At 65.6% G+C, this 16,047-nt stretch carries 16 protein-coding genes and 4 pseudogenes; 18 read left to right on the top strand and 2 right to left on the bottom strand.

Features of this window, described 5'->3' with window-relative positions:
- Positions 1–55 precede the first annotated feature (55 nt).
- From ACEPAJ_RS09320 to ACEPAJ_RS09290, 7 genes and pseudogenes are all read left to right on the top strand, one after another.
- Complete coding sequence (locus tag ACEPAJ_RS09320) at positions 56–577, top strand: PilL N-terminal domain-containing protein (protein WP_425914610.1); 522 nt, start codon at positions 56–58, stop codon at positions 575–577.
- Positions 574–1,245 carry a chemotaxis protein gene (locus tag ACEPAJ_RS09315; RefSeq protein WP_425914609.1) on the top strand — a complete coding sequence of 224 codons (672 nt, stop codon included), beginning with the start codon at positions 574–576 and terminating at the stop codon, positions 1,243–1,245. Before ACEPAJ_RS09320 ends, ACEPAJ_RS09315 begins: the two co-directional genes overlap by 4 nt.
- 9 nt (positions 1,246–1,254) lie before the next feature.
- A complete protein-coding gene (locus tag ACEPAJ_RS09310) occupies positions 1,255–1,974 on the top strand; it encodes a TIGR03759 family integrating conjugative element protein (RefSeq protein WP_425914608.1) in 720 nt (239 codons plus the stop codon).
- Positions 1,956–2,504, top strand: a pseudogene (locus ACEPAJ_RS09305) (lytic transglycosylase domain-containing protein); the annotation flags it as partial. The gene ACEPAJ_RS09310 and the pseudogene ACEPAJ_RS09305, both read left to right, overlap by 19 nt.
- A gap of 1 nt (position 2,505) precedes the next feature.
- Complete coding sequence (locus tag ACEPAJ_RS09300) at positions 2,506–2,952, top strand: integrating conjugative element protein (protein WP_425914607.1); 447 nt, start codon at positions 2,506–2,508, stop codon at positions 2,950–2,952.
- Positions 2,953–2,961: 9 nt separating this feature from the next.
- Positions 2,962–5,115, top strand: a complete 2,154-nt coding sequence (gene traD, locus ACEPAJ_RS09295) for a type IV conjugative transfer system coupling protein TraD (protein ID WP_425914606.1) — start codon at positions 2,962–2,964, stop codon at positions 5,113–5,115.
- 35 nt (positions 5,116–5,150) lie between these two features.
- Positions 5,151–5,882: a TIGR03747 family integrating conjugative element membrane protein gene (locus ACEPAJ_RS09290; protein WP_425914605.1), complete on the top strand. Its 732-nt coding sequence runs from the start codon at positions 5,151–5,153 to the stop codon at positions 5,880–5,882.
- A 45-nt stretch (positions 5,883–5,927) separates the two neighbouring features.
- On the opposite strand, the gene ACEPAJ_RS09285 is transcribed toward ACEPAJ_RS09290, so the two are convergent.
- Both ACEPAJ_RS09285 and ACEPAJ_RS09280 read right to left on the bottom strand, forming a co-directional pair.
- Positions 5,928–7,217, bottom strand: coding sequence for a type II toxin-antitoxin system HipA family toxin (locus tag ACEPAJ_RS09285; protein WP_425914604.1), 1,290 nt, complete (start codon positions 7,215–7,217; stop codon positions 5,928–5,930).
- The gene (locus ACEPAJ_RS09280) at positions 7,214–7,591 is read right to left on the bottom strand and encodes a helix-turn-helix domain-containing protein (protein WP_425914603.1); all 378 of its coding nucleotides are present in this window, start codon (positions 7,589–7,591) and stop codon (positions 7,214–7,216) included. Before ACEPAJ_RS09280 ends, ACEPAJ_RS09285 begins: the two co-directional genes overlap by 4 nt.
- A 274-nt stretch (positions 7,592–7,865) precedes the next feature.
- Between ACEPAJ_RS09280 and ACEPAJ_RS09275 the strand changes: the two genes are divergently transcribed.
- The 11 genes and pseudogenes from ACEPAJ_RS09275 to ACEPAJ_RS09225 all read left to right on the top strand — a co-directional run bounded on the left by ACEPAJ_RS09275 (position 7,866) and on the right by ACEPAJ_RS09225 (position 16,016).
- Positions 7,866–8,192 carry an RAQPRD family integrative conjugative element protein gene (locus ACEPAJ_RS09275; RefSeq protein ID WP_425914602.1) on the top strand — a complete coding sequence of 109 codons (327 nt, stop codon included), beginning with the start codon at positions 7,866–7,868 and terminating at the stop codon, positions 8,190–8,192.
- On the top strand, positions 8,189–8,428 hold the full coding sequence (locus ACEPAJ_RS09270) for a TIGR03758 family integrating conjugative element protein (protein ID WP_425914601.1): 240 nt from the start codon (positions 8,189–8,191) through the stop codon (positions 8,426–8,428). The genes ACEPAJ_RS09275 and ACEPAJ_RS09270 overlap by 4 nt, the downstream gene beginning before the upstream one ends.
- 17 nt (positions 8,429–8,445) lie before the next feature.
- On the top strand, positions 8,446–8,817 hold the full coding sequence (locus tag ACEPAJ_RS09265) for a TIGR03745 family integrating conjugative element membrane protein (RefSeq protein ID WP_425914600.1): 372 nt from the start codon (positions 8,446–8,448) through the stop codon (positions 8,815–8,817).
- Between the two features lie 7 nt (positions 8,818–8,824).
- A complete protein-coding gene (locus ACEPAJ_RS09260; RefSeq protein WP_425914599.1) occupies positions 8,825–9,238 on the top strand; it encodes a TIGR03750 family conjugal transfer protein in 414 nt (137 codons plus the stop codon).
- Positions 9,235–9,875, top strand: a pseudogene (locus ACEPAJ_RS09255) (PFL_4703 family integrating conjugative element protein). Before ACEPAJ_RS09260 ends, ACEPAJ_RS09255 begins: the two are co-directional and overlap by 4 nt.
- Positions 9,872–10,683: pseudogene (locus tag ACEPAJ_RS09250) on the top strand (TIGR03749 family integrating conjugative element protein). The pseudogenes ACEPAJ_RS09255 and ACEPAJ_RS09250 overlap by 4 nt, the downstream one beginning before the upstream one ends.
- A pseudogene (locus ACEPAJ_RS09245) lies at positions 10,673–12,179 on the top strand (TIGR03752 family integrating conjugative element protein). Before ACEPAJ_RS09250 ends, ACEPAJ_RS09245 begins: the two co-directional pseudogenes overlap by 11 nt.
- On the top strand, positions 12,139–12,567 hold the full coding sequence (locus ACEPAJ_RS09240; RefSeq protein ID WP_425914598.1) for a TIGR03751 family conjugal transfer lipoprotein: 429 nt from the start codon (positions 12,139–12,141) through the stop codon (positions 12,565–12,567). Before ACEPAJ_RS09245 ends, ACEPAJ_RS09240 begins: the two are co-directional and overlap by 41 nt.
- A complete protein-coding gene (locus ACEPAJ_RS09235) occupies positions 12,567–15,323 on the top strand; it encodes a conjugative transfer ATPase (RefSeq protein WP_425914597.1) in 2,757 nt (918 codons plus the stop codon). The genes ACEPAJ_RS09240 and ACEPAJ_RS09235 overlap by 1 nt, the downstream gene beginning before the upstream one ends.
- 42 nt (positions 15,324–15,365) lie before the next feature.
- Positions 15,366–15,695 carry a hypothetical protein gene (locus ACEPAJ_RS09230; RefSeq protein WP_425914596.1) on the top strand — a complete coding sequence of 110 codons (330 nt, stop codon included), beginning with the start codon at positions 15,366–15,368 and terminating at the stop codon, positions 15,693–15,695.
- A gap of 48 nt (positions 15,696–15,743) precedes the next feature.
- Positions 15,744–16,016, top strand: a complete 273-nt coding sequence (locus tag ACEPAJ_RS09225; RefSeq protein ID WP_305253901.1) for an HU family DNA-binding protein — start codon at positions 15,744–15,746, stop codon at positions 16,014–16,016.
- Positions 16,017–16,047 lie beyond the last annotated feature (31 nt).

Raw genomic sequence — 16,047 nt, 5'->3', positions numbered from 1 at the left:
TAACAGCCCATGCCTCATGTCAGGGTCATGCCGTCCCTGGCATGAGGCATACGCCGTGCACCTATCTTCCGTACTTCTCGCGCTGTTGGCACTGCTGGGGGCATGCACCTCGCAGGTGCCTGCGGTAACCGAGCCCCGAGCCCATGAGGCAGAAATCGCTCGACCGGCGGACACGCCCCCGCTGCAGGCGCAGAGCGTCCGCTACGGGCGCTATACCCTGGTCAGCACCGAGCCCACCGCGGAACAACTGGACCTGCTCGCCCAGATCATCGATGTGCGCATCCCGCCCGGGTTGAACCCGACGGTGCAGGACGCTATGCGCCATGTGCTGCAGCGCTCGGGCTATTCGCTATGTCCCATCAGCGCGACGGTCACGGTGTTGTTGACCCGGCCGCTGCCGGCGGCCCATTACCGGCTCGGCCCGCTCGCGCTCCGCAACGCGCTGGAGGTACTGGCCGGCCCCGCCTGGCAGTTGGTCGCCGATGACGTCGGTCGCTCGGTCTGCTTCCGGCAACGCAGCCAGGACAACGGCAGCGCATCCCCCGCCACGCCTTTCCAGCCAGGGGCCCGCCGATGAAAGGCGCGACCTTGCAAACCCTCATCCTCGGCTTGCTGTGCCTGGCGGTCACCGGGCTGGGCGGCGTGCTCTACAACCAGCATCAGCGTATCGCCGACTTGCAGGACGCCAGCGTCACACCCGCACGGCACCTGGACACCCTGCAACAGGACGCCAATAGCCTGCTGGCGGCGCAGGAAGCCTTGAGACACGAGGTGAAGGCATTGAGGCTTGCTGTCGACAGTGGCGCGCAGCAGGCCAGCACCCTCGATCCCCTGCTGGAGCAGTGGGCCCAGGAGATACAGGCGCTGCGCGATGGGCTAGCGGCGCGTGCCAGCGAGACGGCGTTGGCCGCCCTGCGCACACGCACCGAGCAGGTCGAGCAGCAGCTCCAGGTGCTCAACGCCAAGCCGCCCCGCCGCGTACCGCCACCACCCGCCAAACCCAGAAAGGCCGCACGGCCACTCGTCCCAGCGCCGCTCTCCCCGCCCTTCACCGTGCTGGGTATCGAGTCCCGTGGTGGCGAGCGCTTCCTGACCGCGGCGCCCTTGAGTAGCCGCTCACTGGCAGAAGTCCGGCTGCTGCATCACGGCGAACGATTTGGTTCCTGGCACTTGAAAACACTGAGCCCGACTACTGCCACCTTCATGGTGCCCAACCAGCCGGACCAGATTGTCCCGCTTCCCTGAGAGGTGATGATGAACAGCTCGCTGCTGAGCGCCACCTGCTGCCTCGCCGTACTGGTCACCGCCAGTTCGCTGGCCGACGACACCACCGTGGTTCGTTCACAAATACGCAACGCCGAGGCCACCCCGCTCGAACGCAGCCATTCGGGGCGGGCCTCGGACTGGGGCCTGACGGAGCAGGAATGGTCGCGTTTCGAGGACATCCAGGCGGGCCCACGAGGTTTCTGGAGCCCGAACCTCGATCCCCTCACCGCGCTGGGGGTCGAAGCGCGGAACGAGCAGGAGCGTCGGCGTTACGCGCAATTGCAGGTCCAGCTCGAGGCCAAGCGCGCCGAGCGCGAGCTGGCCTACCAACACGCCTACGATGCCGCCTGGGCCCGGCTGTTTCCCGGTCTGCTACCGATCCAGGGCCTCGGCGGCCCAGTCGCAAACAGTTCGCCCGACTCACGGCGGCTTGCCCTGTTCGTGGAGAAACAGTGCCCTGCGTGCGTAGCTGAAGCGCAACGCCTGCAACACCAGGAGAGCGAATTCGATCTCTATCTGGTCGGCAGCCAGGGCGAGGACGCGCATATCCGGGCCTGGGCCCGGCAAGCGGGTATCGACCCCGCCCGGGTTCAGCGCCGGCAGATCACCCTGAACCATGATCGCGGCCAATGGTTCGGGTTAGGCGCGCAGGGCCCGTTACCCGCCCTCTTCCAACAGGTGCGTGGGCAATGGCAGCGCCTGGAGTGACGGGGCTCGTGCTCCTGCTGGTGATCCTCGCCGCCCGGGCCGAGGTGCCCCCGCCGGCCTACCAACTGGCGGCCCATGGCGCCGGTATTCCTGCCGCAGTGCTGTTCGCGATTGCCTTGCAGGAAAGTGGCATGCGCATCCGCGGCCGGCTATTGCCTTGGCCCTGGACCCTCAATATCGCCGGTAAAGCCCAGCGCTTCGCCACCCGCCAAGCAGCGTGCCTGGCCTTGCTTCAGGCGCTCGCCGAACACGACGCCAAGCGCATCGACGCCGGACTCGGCCAGATCAACCTGGGTTATCACGGCCAGCGCTTTTCCAGCCCCTGCGAAGCGCTTGAGCCCTATCGCAACCTCGCGGTCGCCGCCAGCTTGCTGCGGGAACAGCACGACGCCACCGGTGACTGGATACTGGCCGCCGGGCGCTATCACCGGCCAGCCGGAGGTGCGCCGGCCGCGCGCTACCGCGCCCAATTTGCCCAACACCTGCAACAGGTTGCGGGTCTCCGCACGTCTCGACCAGGCCCAGCTCCCCATGAAAGCCTCACTTGCCGTAGGCATTGCTGTCTTGGCGCTGACGTCCGCGGTGCGGGCGGAGCCAGTACGGGACGTTCCCATCCAGCCCCACGCCCCGCCCCTGAGCCAGTATTTGGACGAGGACTGGATGCTGCCGGTCAGCAGTTCTCTGCTGCGCCCTGGTGCAGTTACCCCGCGCGCCCTGGACATGCCGGGACTGCGGCCGTTCTTTCTGCTCGGCAGCGATCCTCGCTCGCTGTCCTGGTTGCGCAAAAACAGCCCGCGGCTGCAGGCGATAGGCGCGGTCGGCCTGGCCGTGGAGGTGGCCAATATCGAGGCCCTGACCCGAATCCGGGCGGCAGCACCCGGCCTGGTCATTCTGCCGGTCAGCGGCGACGACATCGCCGCGCGCCTGCAGATCAGCCACTACCCGGTGCTGGTCACCGCCACCACACTGACCCAGTGAGGCAAGGCAATGGCCGAGCATGCGATGGAATCCAAGCTCAGGCCCGCCGTGGAACTGTACACCGTGGCCATCTGCGTAGCCGCCACGCTGCTGTGCCTGCACGCGCCCTGGACTGTGGCGTTGTCGCCCGAGATCGGCCTGGTCGCGGCGCTGGCCTACGCCCTGTTCGGCTTTATCCGTCTGCGCCAGGCCTGGGCAGTATTGCGTTACCGGCGCACTATCCGCCGCCTGCCGCGCTATGAACTCACCAGTCGGCAGATTCCCGTCAGCCGCCAGCGCCTGTTCATGGGCCGGGGGTTTCGCTGGACCCGCCTGCATACCCAGCGCCTGGTCGAGGCCCAGGATCCTGCCGTCTCCCGCTACATCGACCCGCCTCTCCTCCAGCGCCTGGCACGTGGGTTGGAACGGCACCTGGAGCACGCGCCCTTGCCCCTGTCGGCACTGGCCCGCGTCACCGCCTGGGACAGTGCGTTCAACCCCGTGCGCCCGCTACCCGCGGTAGGCGGCTCGGCACTGTTGCACGGGGTCGAGCCCGAGGAAGTCGAGGCGAGCCTGGCGCTCGGCGAGCGCGTCGGGCACACCCTAGTGCTGGGCACCACACGGGTCGGCAAGACCCGCCTGGCCGAGGTGTATATCACGCAGGACATCCACCGCCGCGAGCACGAGGTGGTCATCGTCTTCGACCCCAAAGGCGATCCCGATCTGCTCAAGCGCATGTACGTCGAAGCGCGTCGAGCCGGGCGGGAACAGGAGTTCTACGTGTTCCACCTCGGCTGGCCGGAGATCTCGGCCCGCTACAATGCGGTGGGACGCTTCGGCCGCATCACCGAAGTCGCCTCGCGCATCGCCGGCCAACTGAGTGGCGAAGGCAATTCGGCGGCCTTTCGGGAGTTTGCCTGGCGCTTCGTGAATATCGTCGCCCGTGCCCTGATTGAACTGGGCCGGCGCCCGGACTACCTGCAGATCCAACGGCATGTGGTGAACATCGATGCCTTGTTCATCGAGTACGCCCAGCAACTCTTCGCCCGCACCGCGCCAAAGGCCTGGGAGGTGATCGTCCAGCTTGAGGGCAAACTCAACGAGAAGAACACCCCGCGTCACATGCTCGGTCGCGAGAAGCGCGTGGTGGCCATCGAGCAGTACCTGGCAGCCAAGCGCGTATACGACCCGGTGCTGGACGGGCTGCGTTCGGCGGTGCGTTACGACCGCACCTATTTCGACAAGATAGTGGCCAGTCTTCTGCCCCTGCTGGAAAAACTCACCACCGGCAAGACGGCGCAGTTGTTAGCACCCGACTACAGCGACCTGAACGATCCACGGCCGATCTTCGACTGGCTGCAGATCATCCGTAAACGCGGCATCGTCTACGTCGGCCTGGATGCGCTGACCGACGCCGAGGTCGCCGCGGCAGTGGGCAACTCCATGTTTGCCGACCTGGTCTCGGTCGCCGGGCAGATCTACAAACACGGCATCGACCACGGCCTGCCCGCTGCCAGCCAAAGCACGGACAAGGTACCCATCAACTTGCACGCCGACGAGTTCAACGAGCTGATGGGCGATGAGTTCATTCCGCTGATCAACAAGGGCGGCGGCGCCGGCATCCAGGTCACCGCCTACACCCAGACCCTCAGCGACATCGAGGCGCGGCTCGGCAACCGCGCCAAGGCCGGCCAGGTGATCGGCAATTTCAATACCCTGCAGATGCTGCGCGTGCGCGAAACCGCCACTGCCGAGCTGCTCACCCGGCAGTTGCCGAAGGTCAACGTGCTGACCAGAACGCTGGTATCGGGGGCCACGGACACCGCCGACCCTCACGCCGCCACCGACTTCACCTCCTCCTCGCAAGACCGGGTCAGCGCCACCGGCGTGCCACTGATCGAGCCGGCCCATATCGTCAGCTTGCCCAAGGGGCAGATGTTCTCCTTCCAGGAAGGCGGGCAGCTGTGGAAAGTCCGTATGCCGCTGCCCAAGCCCTCACCTGACGACGCCATGCCCAAGGACTTGCAGGAGCTCGCGCAGCGGATGCGGGCGACCTACAACGAGCAGGCGGGGCAATGGTGGAAAGCCAGCGGCGGCGGACCCACGCTCGACTTCGATCTGGGGACGGCCGCATCGCCCGCCTCTGCCGCAGCGGAGGATGCCTCCTCCCAGGAGGCACCGTGACCAAGCCATCCCAGCAACGCCGCCCGGACTGAGCCATGGCGAACAGTCCGCCGCCACGGCAAGCCCAGCCGATCCAGCGCCCCGGACTGATCGCCTCGGCGCTCGGTCTGACCCTGCGCATCATCGGCCTGTTGATCGCCTCGCTGCTGTTCTCGATTCTGATGGAGTTCATCGGCCTCGTGTTGCTCTGGGGCGATCAGGGCTGGCGGCACAGCCATGCCATGCTGACCAGCGAACTGGGCTGGCTCAGCGAGCACTTCAAAGCCTCGCTGATCCTGCCGCAGCCGATGCAATCCACAACCCAGCTACTGGAACAGCTCAACCACTGGCTGCTGGTGCAGACAGGCTTCGCAGATTTCACCCGACAGGCGCAGGAATCGAGCCGCGGCAACGGCTTCTGGAGCTGGCTCAGCCAGCTCTACCTGAGCATCGAAGATTTCGTGTTGGCGGCGGTGTATATCAGCTTCACCTTCGTCGTACGCCTGACCATCCTGCTCTTGGCCACACCGCTGTTCCTGCTGGCCATGCTTACCGGCTTCGTCGATGGCCTGATGCGCCGTGACTTGCGCAAATTCGGCGCCGGGCGTGAGAGCAGTTTCGTCTATCACCGCGCCAAGCGCGCGATGGCGCCGCTCCTGATGATTCCGTGGATCATTTACCTGGCGCTACCCTTCTCGCTGCATCCCCTGCTGATACTGCTGCCCGGCGCGGCCATGCTGGGCATGGCCGTCGCAATCACCGCGGCGACGTTCAAGAAATACCTATGAGCACGACCCTGCGCTGCTTTCTCGCTATAGCTCCCGATCAGCGCGTCAGGTCAGCAGGCTCTGCGCCGCATCCATCTGCTCGTGTTCGAAAGCCGGCGCGAAATCCTCCAGCTCCTCCCGGCGCAGGCCGACCTCGGGGCTGAGTGCAAGGTCCCGCCAGTTCGACACGGCGGCATGCACCTCAGTCAGCACCGTCAGCGCCTCGTCCCGGCTCAGGGAAAAGTAGGTGCTGCGATTCAGCAGCATCGCGAGGTCGGTGATCGGCCCATCCTGCTCCGACAGCCAGGTCTTCGACTCGCGCTCCTTGTCCGGGAAGGGATTGATATCGAAGGCTGGAGCCAACCGCCACAGGCCCTTCTCCACGTGAAGAAAACCGTGGTTCTGCAGGTGATCGTCCACATTGGTGACCAGCAGGTTGAACAGCATGCGCCGCCAGAGTTGCCGCACATCCGCCGTGGGCCGATGGCCTGTGGCGCGGATGGCGTCGGCGATCTCCGTGTAGCTGCGATCCTCCTCGCGGGAGGCCTGGAGCAGCGAGGCGGCGGACAGGTAGGGGATGCGCCCTTCGGCGCCATCACGATCAAAGCGGCGGATAATGGCCACCGGAACGCCCTCCAGTTCAACGATGCGCGCTGGCGCCGCGTCGATACCGGCGCGCTGCGCCAGACGTAGCGCCAACACCTCGCCACGCGTCACGCTGCGCGTATCACCCACACTCGGAAATTTGCCGATGGCCAACCAACCATCGTCGTCGACCACCGTGCATTTGGGCCGCATGCCGCCCAGGGACGTGCCCTTGCCTTGCAGGTAGCGCAAATCCTCAGTGGTCTCCTGTCCCTGCTCGACCGCGCGACTGGCCTCGTAGATGCGCCGTAACTCCAGCAGCGGCGGCGTGCTGCGTCGGCCCTGCTCGACTGTCCGACAGAAGCGGCCGGCCTGATCACGCAGGCGCAATGCGCCAACCCGGCTGAAATCGTCGACCGCCAGCAGGTAGTCCATCTCGCTCAGTGGCGCGAGCGCCGGGTTGCCCCGGCGCCGCTTGGCATGATCGCGCGCGATAACCCGGCGCCCCCAGGCGTCCGGTGCCGTGTCGGCGATGGCGAAGGGGAAGGCCGAGTCAACGGCGGACGGTGCCTTGCGTGGCTGATAGCCCGTGACCAGGTCAAGGTCGGGAGAAATCGCGAAGCGGTCCGGGTTCGCCAGCCAACGCTCGTCGTAGGCGAACGCGGTATTCTCGCGCCGCCCCTGCCTGGCGTAGACCAACCGCCCCACCGACGTACCCACACGCCCGATGCAGACCTCCACTTCCTGCCTGATCGACTCCAGCGTCTTCATAATGCCCCCGTCTCGTCCTTGCTGCGCTTGCTGCGCACCCGCTGCGGCAGGCGCTCATCCATCAAGACCAGGCCGATGTCGTCCCGTGCGGAATCGATCAGCCCCGCGAGCGCCTCGATCTCACCGAAAACCTGCAGCGCGCGGGCAATGAAATGGATGGGTACACGCGGATCGCCCTTCTCCATGCGCCGGACCGTGGACAACGAAGCGCCCATGCGTTCGGCCAGGGACTGCTGGGAGATGTGCCGGCGGCGCCGAGCCAGCGCCAGATCGCTGCCGAGTTTGCGGATGGCCCGCTCGGCAGGCATGGGCAGCGGTAACTTTTCGGTATATCCGCTCCCACCAGAGCTCTTATCTTCTTTAGGCGCTTCCATGGGAATTCCTAATCAAAAAGCTGCTTAAGTTGAAAATAATAACTCCCTATGGGGCACTTAAACAATATAAGAGTTCCTACAAGAACACTAAGTAGCATCCAGCGACGTTTGACCCATTGATCTGCTACCCGGCCGCCATGATTCACTCGCTCAGCCCGGTTTACTGCCTGAGCCTGCGGTACACGAAAGCGATCCGCCCACCTTCGCTTTTCCTGCTGCCTCCTTCCGACCACTCCGTCCATGCTGGTGCCAGATGGTTCCGAGGGTCTTCAACATGCGCACTGCCCCTGTCCGCTGCCTGCTGCTGGTTCTCTGCGCGGTAACTGGCACCACCTCGGTCGTGGCCTCCCAGGAGAGCACCGAGCTCAGCCTGATCCTCCAGCAACTCGACACCATCGAGACCCTCGCCCAGCGAGCCAGGCCTTCCCAAACGCCCACCGATCGCTACCGCTTCGACTACACCCGCCTGACCCAGGACCTGCAGCGCATCCGCCAGGGCGTGCGGGGTTATCTGTCGCCCTCCCGCGCTCAGCCTCACGATCCCGGCGAGTTGCTCGGCGACTACCGCCTCGACACCCCCGACTCGGAGACTGCGCCATGAGCATGACCGACACCCAGACCGCGGCCTTCCAGAACGCATCCGGCTTCCCCCACCAAAGCAGTTCGACCTTGTGGCTGTCTCTGGTGCTGGTTCTCGCCTTGCTCTGGTGCGCCTGGGTGATGTGGACGGCTTATCGGGGCTGGGCTTTGGGCAGCGTGCGCTTCGGTGCCTTGGGCGGTAGCGCCGCCCGCGTGTTGTTGGCCCTGCTGATCCTGATGTTCTTCACCCTGTCCTGACCCCGGAGATCGACGCCATGCTCAAGGCCTTTGCCATCGCCCAAAACAACCTGAGAGACCACACCACCCAACGCCTGCTCGGCCTGCTGCTGGTCTTGGGCCCGAGCCTGGCCATGGCCGAGCTGCCCACCATGGAAGCCCCCTCACGCGGTGAGGGATCCGGGCTGATTGAAACGATCCAGAACTACGCCTACGACGGCGGCATCCTGCTTGGTCTACTGATTGCCCTGCTCGCCTTTCTCGGTGTGGCCTGGCATTCGCTGACCGTCTACGCCGACGTGCAGAACCAGCGCAAAACCTGGAAAGACCTCGGTGCTGTGGTCGGTGTCGGCGCCCTGCTGGTGGTGGTGATCATCTGGTTCCTGACCAAGGCTGCCGAGATCCTGTGAGGTCCACATGAACGACGCCATCGAACGTCTTGACGACGGTACGCTGACTTTTCTGCCGGAGCGCCTCAACCGCGACCCGGTCGTGCTGCGCGGGCTGACCAGCGACGAGATGTGGATCGCCTTGGGTCTTGGCGCAGTTATCGGCCTGGTACTCGGCGTGCCGCTGGCCGTCGCCACCGCCGCCCTCGCCGTGGCGCCGACCGGCATGATCGCCGGCATGACCATGACGCTGTTCGTCGGGGGCACTCTGCTGCGTCGGGCGAAACGTGCCCGTCCGGAAACCTGGCTGTACCGCAGGCTGGAGTGGCTGCTTGCCAGTCGCTGGCGTGTAAGGCACAGGACGCTGATCCTCTACACGGGTGCGTGGACGGTTCGCCGCTCACGCCGGCTGCGCCCCGCCCTGTCGCGGTGGCCGTCATGAGCCGTTTCCGTAACAAGGTGGATGCACAGCAGGCGCATATCTTCAGCCTACGGTTGGCAATCGCGGCCCTGGCGCTGGCCTGCCTCGGCTTCTGGTACGGCTGGCAATCGGCGCCCAGCGCACTGACCGTGCATGTGCCGCCGGACCTACGCTCAGGCAGCACACGCCTGTGGTGGGACGTGCCCCCGAAAACATCTATGCCTTCGCCCTGTATATCTTTGGTCAGCTCAACCGCTGGCCCAGCAATGGCGAACAGGACTACCGCCGGGCCATTTATGCCTTGCAGTCCTACCTGACCCCGGCCTGCCGACACTTCCTCGAGGGCGACTACGAGTACCGCAAGGCCGCTGGCGAGCTGCGCCAGCGCGTGCGCGGCGTCTATGAAGTGCTGGGCCGTGGCTACAGCGACGATCCCGCACTGCGGGTCAAGCAGCTCGACCAGGACAGCTGGCAGGTCAACCTCGACCTCAACGCCGACGAGTACTTCGCCGCCGAGCCGGTCAAACGCGTGGTGGTGCGCTACCCCCTGCGTGTGGTGCGATTCGACGTCGACCCCGAGCGCAACAAGTGGGGGCTGGCGCTGGACTGCTACCAGGGGACGCCGCAGAAACTCAGCCTACCTGGAGGTGCGAGATGAAACGACTCTCCAGCTTGGCGCTGGCCATGGTCCTGGGCTGTCCAGCGTCGCGGCCAACGCGGTCGAGTTGATGCGCTGGGAGCGCCTGCCCCTGCCTGTGCCGCTGGTGGTCGGTCATGAGCGCGTGGTGTTCCTCGACGAAGATGTCCGGGTCGGCCTACCCGCCGCATTGGCCGGCAAGCTGCGCGTGCAGTCGACTGGCGGCACCCTGTACCTGCTGGCCGCGGAGACCATCGCCCGTCCCGGTTGCAGCTGCAATCGGTGGCGACGGGGCAGGTCATCCTACTGGATATCGCGGCAAGCCCCGGTGAGCACCCCTTAGAGCCGGTGCGTATCGTTCGCAACGATGCCAACCAGGCTGCTGATGAGTCCTCTACCAGTCCCCCGAGTGCGACGCCTACGCCGATTCCCGTCATGCTGACCCGTTATGCAGCGCAGAGCCTGTACCCCCTTGCGTACCGTGGATGCCTTACCCGGCGTACGCCGCGTGCCCCTGAAGCTCACAGGCGAATTGCCGACCCTGCTGCCAACCGAAAACGTTGCCAGCACGCCGATTGCGGCCTGGCGGCTGGGCGACTACTGGGTGACCGCGGTGAAGCTGCGCAATCGCGGTGCGGGCCACGTGCAGCTCGATCCCCGCCGGCTGCAGGCCAGCCTGTTTGCCGCCACCTTCCAGCACGCCGACCTGGGGCCTGCCGGCAGCGCCGAGGACACCAGTGTCGCCTACCTGATCACCCGGGGTTCCGGTCTGGAGCGGGTGGTGCTGCCAGCGCCAGGGCGCACGCGAGGCGACGGCGATGAAGGCTAACGTATTGCTCAAATGGCTGGTGCCGGGGGCACTGCTGGCGGTGGCGTTGATCATCTTGAAGAGCTGGGTGACCGATGACGACCCTCGTGAAGGCCGAGCGACCCGCAGCACCTCGAACTCTCCGCCGAACAGGCCAAGTCGCTCGGGATCGCCGGCGACACACCGCGCGACACAGTTGCCACCCTGGTCGGTCAGGTAAAAGCCATGCGCAGCGAAATGCTCGGCATGAAAAAGAACAACGAAACCCTGCAACAGGAAAACACCCGCCTGCGGGAGCGGGAAAGCGGCGTCGACCGGCGGATCCAGCATGCCCTCGGCGGCGTGACCCAGCAGGCCGAGAAAGACCGCCGGCAGGCCGATGAGGTCAGGCGCAAAGCCGAGGAAGAAAGCCGCCAGGCGCGTGGACTGCTGACGCAGCTGCAGGCGCAACTCTCCAGCCTGGCCGGCAAGGACCAGGATTTACCGGTGGGCCTGGGGCTGCAACCCGGCGACGGCAGCCCGTTCGAGGGTGGCTCGACGGGCGACGCCATGCTGTGGATCGAGCCCTCGGGCAGCCAACCGGCCAGTGAGCACGATGCCGCCAAACCCACATCCCCCTGAACCTGCCCTCCGGTTTCAACTCGCTGGGGCTGGATGGCGGCGCCATTGATCGCAGCCAGAAGCAGCTGCGGGCGGTGAGCAACAGTGGGGGCGACCTGGCCCGCCCGGTCGACCGCAGCGAGGGCGCCAGGCCGGTCTACACCCTCCCCGAAAACGCCACCCTGATGGGCTCGGTGGCGATGACCGCGCTAATCGGGCGGGTGCCGGTCGACGGTACGGTGAACGACCCCTACCCCTTCAAGGTGCTGGTCGGCCCCGAGAACCTGACCGCCAATGGCATTGACCTGCCGGAGGTGGCCGGCGCGGTCATGAGCGGCACGGCGTCGGGGGACTGGACCTTGTCCTGCGTGCGCGGCCAGGTCGAGTCGATCACCTTCGTGTTCACCGACGGCACCATCCGCACCGTACCGGAACCGCGGGCGGTGGTCAGCCGCAATACGGCCACCGCGCAGAACAGCAACACCGACAGGATCCGCGGCGGACTCGGCTACCTGTCCGACCCCTACGGCATCCCCTGCATCGCCGGGGTGCGCCGCTCGAACGCCCAGCAGTACCTCGGCAGCCAGAGCCTGATCACCGCGGCCGGCGCCGGGGTGGCCGCCCTGCTCGGTGACGAGCGCAGCAACAGCAGCCTGGTCAGCTCCGGCGACAGCACCCTCGGCGTCAGCAGCAGCAGCGGCAACAGCGCCCTCAACGCCATCCTCTCCGGCGGCGTCAGCGACATCCGCGCCTGGGTCAACAAGCTCTATGGCGAAGCCTTCGCCGCCGTGTACGTGCCGCCGGCCGCCCAGGTGGCGCTGCACCTCGACCACGAGATCACCCTCGACTACGAGCCCAACGGCCGGAGCGTTCGCCATGAACACACCCCCCACGTCACCCTGCCCGACCTGGATTAGTCTCGCCGCAGGCGCGTGCCTGGCGCTGGCGGGCTGCTCCACCGACAAGGAAACACTGCTGCCCCATGGCGGGCAGAGCATGCTGGAGATCTGGAACGGCGCCGGTGCACCGGGCACCCAGCAGCAACTGCTCGACGCCCGGCAACAACTGCGCCGGCCGCTGACCTCGGTAGACCTCGCCGCGCATCTGCAAGAACCCTATACCCGTAGCGCGGCGAACGAGGTTCGCAGCCTGTTTCCGCGCCTGCCCAATCCCGACCTGGTGATGTATGTCTACCCGCATTTGAGCGGCACGGAACAAGCGCCGATTCCAGGCTACTCGACGGTCTTCCCGTTCTACCAACGCGTGCAATACGCCCTGCCTGGCGAACGCCAGGAAGACCTGTAATGGCTACCCGCGAACCGGCTGGCAATGCCACTGCGTGGAAGCCCTGGCGCAACCCACAGCAACCACGCGCCACCCTGGCCGACGCCGCCGCGCTGTATGCCCACAATCCCAGCTTTACCGATCACCTGCCCTGGGTCGAATACCTCGATGCCGAGCAATGCTTCCTGCTGGATGACAATCGCTCGGTGGGCGCCCTGTTCGAGCTGACGCCCATCGGCACCGAAGGGCGCGAGCCCGACTGGCTGATGACGGCCCGCGACGCGGTCGAGGATGCCCTGCAGGACAGCTTCGACGAGCTGGAGGCATCGCCCTGGGTCGTGCAGTTCTTCTGCCAGGACGACGGCGACTTCAGCCCCCACCTGAACCGGCTCACCGCCTATATCCAGGACCGCGCACGCGGCAGCGTCCTCACCGAGGCGTACCTGGAGCTGACCCGTCGCCACCTCAAAGCGGTCGCCAAACCGGACGGCCTGTTCGACGACAAGGTCGTCACCCACCTGCCGTGGCGCGGCAACAACCGCCGGGTTCGCCTGGTGCTCTATCGCTGGGTCGGCGCCGATGACGACGAGAGCGGGCTTGCCCCCATACAGGCCCTGCGTCAGGCGTGCGAACGGATCGGTGCCGCGCTGCGGGCCTGCGGGGTGCAGTCACTCGCGGTCGATGGCCGTGGTCTCTACGCCTGGCTGCTGCCTTGGTTCAACCCGGCACCTGCGCTCACCGACGAGCCGCCCGCCGCGTTCTACGCCCGGGAGGCCTATCCGGAGATAGGCGACGGCGAGTCGCTGGAATTGCCCTTCGACCACGACTTTACTGAGCGCCTGTTCTTCAACGAGCCGCGCTCGGATGCGCAGCGCGGGCTCTGGTACTTCGACGGCCAACCCCACCGGGTGATGGTGGTGGATAAACTGCGCCGTCCGCCCTCGATCGGCCAACTCACCGGCGAAACCAGCAAGGGCGATGCGATCAATGCCCTGTTCGACCAGTTGCCGGAGGGCACGGTGATGAGCCTGACACTGGTGGTCAAACCCCAGGACGCGCTCGAGGAGCAGTTGAACCGCCTGGCCCGTAAAGCCATCGGCGAAAACCTGGCCTCGACCCAGACCCGCCAGGATGTCGAAGAGGCGCGGGCGATCATCGGGCGCAAGCACAAGCTGTATCGCGGCACCTTGGCGTTCTACCTGCGCGGCCGCGACGAGCAGCAGTTGCACCGGCGCTCGATCACGCTGGCCAATGCCCTGCTCGGCACGGGCCTGCAGCCGGTACGCGAAGGCGATGAGGTGGCGGCCTGCAACAGCTACCTGCGCTGGCTGCCGATGGTCTACAACCCGCGGCGCGATACCCGCAACTGGTATACCCGGCTGATGTTCGCCCAGCACCTGGCAAATCTGACGCCGGTCTGGGGCCGCAGCACCGGTACCGGACATCCGGGACTCACCCTGTTCAACCGCGGCGGTTCGCCTCTCAGCTTCGACCCGCTGTCACGCCTGGATCGCGCCATGAATGGCCACCTGCTGCTGGTCGGCCCGACCGGCGCGGGCAAGTCGGCCACTCTGGTGACCTTGCTCATGCAGATCATGGCCGTGTACCGCCCTCGCCTGTTCATCGTCGAGGCGGGCAATTCGTTCGGCCTGCAGGGCGACTACTTCTCGACGCTGGGGCTGTCGGTCAACAAGGTGCAGTTGAAACCCGGCGCCCCGGTCAGCCTTGCGCCCTATGCCGACGCAGTGCGCCTGGTCGAACAACCGGACCAGGTCGCCAGCCTCTCGATCGAGGTGCCGGACGATGAAACGACCGTCGACCACGACGAGCAGCGCGACATCCTCGGCGAGCTGGAAATCACCGCGCGCCTGATGATCACCGGTGGCGAGGCCAAGGAAGAGGCCCGCATGAGCCGCGCCGACCGCAGCCTGATCCGCGAGTGCATCCTCGATGCCGCGCACACCTGCGCTGCTGCCGGCCGGCAGGTACTGACCCGCGACATACGCGGTGCCCTGCTGCGTGTCGCCGCCAATCCGGCCCTGCCGGACAGGCGCCGCGAGCGCGCCCAGGAAATGGGCGAGTCCATCGATTTGTTCTGCCAGGGCTTCGAGGGCGAACTGTTCGACCGCGAAGGCACACCCTGGCCGGAGAGCGATGTAACGATTGTCGACCTGGCGACCTATGCTCGCGAAGGCTACGAGGCGCAGCTGTCCATCAGCTACATCAGCCTGATGAACACGGTGAACAACCTCGCCGAACGCGACCAGTACCTGGGCCGGCCCATCATCATGGTCACCGACGAGGGCCACATCATCACCAAGCACCCGCTGCTCGCGCCGTTCGTGGTCAAGGGTACGAAGATGTGGCGTAAGCTGGGCGCCTGGTTCTGGCTGGCGACACAGAACCTAGCCGACTTCCCCAATGCCGCGCAGACCATGCTCAACATGATCGAATGGTGGATCTGCCTGAACATGCCGCCAGCGGAGATCGAGGAGATCGCCCGCTTCAAGAAACTTACCCCCGCCCAGAAGGCGCTATTACTCTCCGCCAGCAAAGAGGCGGGGAAATACACCGAAGGGGTGGTGCTGTCGAAGAACCTCGAAACGCTGTTCCGTGTCGTACCGCCCAGCCTCTACCTCGCCCTGGCCATGACCGAGCCGGAGGAAAAAGCCGAACGTTGGATGCTGATGCAAGCGCACAACTGCTCGGAGCTGGAGGCGGCGTTTCGCATGGCAGAGCGCATCGATATGGCCCGAGGCATCGGGCCGTCAGATTGAACGTATGTTCACCGCAAACACGCAGTGCAACGAGCGCAGCCTATGCCCCTGCGAACGGCTAACTATGAGTCCCCTGAGGAAGCGATCCACTTGAGTACCAAGCAGATATCGGAAGCTGAAATGCGCAAGGCATTAGGCCTTGGCCCTGCATCCCCAAAAGCATCAACCCCGCAAGAAAAAGCCAAGCGGGCTACGGTTTACACCCTTGTCGAGTTGAGCGTCAGACAGAAAACTGGGGGCCCTGCCTTCAGATTCGCACACCGGTCCTCCTCGATCAGCACCCTTAGCGCGCGGCTTGAAGCCGAGAAAGCGGTGCGCCAGCAAGGGCTGGAAGTCTGGGCCGTTCTGGATATTCACCAGACCACTGAATAAAGCGTGGCTATAATCCGCTCCTTATCAGACCGCCAGAAGGAACCGCCCATGAACAAAGCTCAACTGATTGAAGCCATCGCCGCCTCGACTGACCTGCCCAAAGTCACTGCTGGCCGCGCCCTGGATGCCATCACCGGCGCCATCTCTTCTGCCCTGCAAAATGGTGAAAGCGTCAGCCTCGTGGGTTTCGGTACCTTTGCGGTGAAGGCACGCGCTGCACGCGATGGACGCAACCCGCAAACCGGCGCCACGATCAAGATCGCAGCAGCCAAGCTGCCCGGTTTCAAGGCCGGCAAGACACTGAAAGATGCGGTGAACTGAGCGCGTCTCAGAACGAAAAAAGGGCCTTATT

The organism is Pseudomonas sp. GWSMS-1, assembly GCF_049847425.1.
In the GTDB taxonomy this organism is placed as follows: domain Bacteria; phylum Pseudomonadota; class Gammaproteobacteria; order Pseudomonadales; family Pseudomonadaceae; genus Aquipseudomonas.
Note: the sequence above shows the minus strand (reverse complement) of the source record. Positions and strands in the feature narration are given on the sequence as shown.

Coding starts and splice junctions, on each gene's coding strand:
- ACEPAJ_RS09315 (WP_425914609.1), top strand. CDS start 574: ATGAAAGGCGCGACCTTGCAAACCCTCATCCTCGGCTTGCTGTGCCTG.
- ACEPAJ_RS09310 (WP_425914608.1), top strand. CDS start 1,255: ATGAACAGCTCGCTGCTGAGCGCCACCTGCTGCCTCGCCGTACTGGTC.
- ACEPAJ_RS09300 (WP_425914607.1), top strand. CDS start 2,506: ATGAAAGCCTCACTTGCCGTAGGCATTGCTGTCTTGGCGCTGACGTCC.
- traD (WP_425914606.1), top strand. CDS start 2,962: ATGGCCGAGCATGCGATGGAATCCAAGCTCAGGCCCGCCGTGGAACTG.
- ACEPAJ_RS09290 (WP_425914605.1), top strand. CDS start 5,151: ATGGCGAACAGTCCGCCGCCACGGCAAGCCCAGCCGATCCAGCGCCCC.
- ACEPAJ_RS09285 (WP_425914604.1), bottom strand. CDS start 7,217: ATGAAGACGCTGGAGTCGATCAGGCAGGAAGTGGAGGTCTGCATCGGG.
- ACEPAJ_RS09280 (WP_425914603.1), bottom strand. CDS start 7,591: ATGGAAGCGCCTAAAGAAGATAAGAGCTCTGGTGGGAGCGGATATACC.
- ACEPAJ_RS09275 (WP_425914602.1), top strand. CDS start 7,866: ATGCGCACTGCCCCTGTCCGCTGCCTGCTGCTGGTTCTCTGCGCGGTA.
- ACEPAJ_RS09270 (WP_425914601.1), top strand. CDS start 8,189: ATGAGCATGACCGACACCCAGACCGCGGCCTTCCAGAACGCATCCGGC.
- ACEPAJ_RS09265 (WP_425914600.1), top strand. CDS start 8,446: ATGCTCAAGGCCTTTGCCATCGCCCAAAACAACCTGAGAGACCACACC.
- ACEPAJ_RS09260 (WP_425914599.1), top strand. CDS start 8,825: ATGAACGACGCCATCGAACGTCTTGACGACGGTACGCTGACTTTTCTG.
- ACEPAJ_RS09240 (WP_425914598.1), top strand. CDS start 12,139: ATGAACACACCCCCCACGTCACCCTGCCCGACCTGGATTAGTCTCGCC.
- ACEPAJ_RS09235 (WP_425914597.1), top strand. CDS start 12,567: ATGGCTACCCGCGAACCGGCTGGCAATGCCACTGCGTGGAAGCCCTGG.
- ACEPAJ_RS09230 (WP_425914596.1), top strand. CDS start 15,366: ATGCCCCTGCGAACGGCTAACTATGAGTCCCCTGAGGAAGCGATCCAC.
- ACEPAJ_RS09225 (WP_305253901.1), top strand. CDS start 15,744: ATGAACAAAGCTCAACTGATTGAAGCCATCGCCGCCTCGACTGACCTG.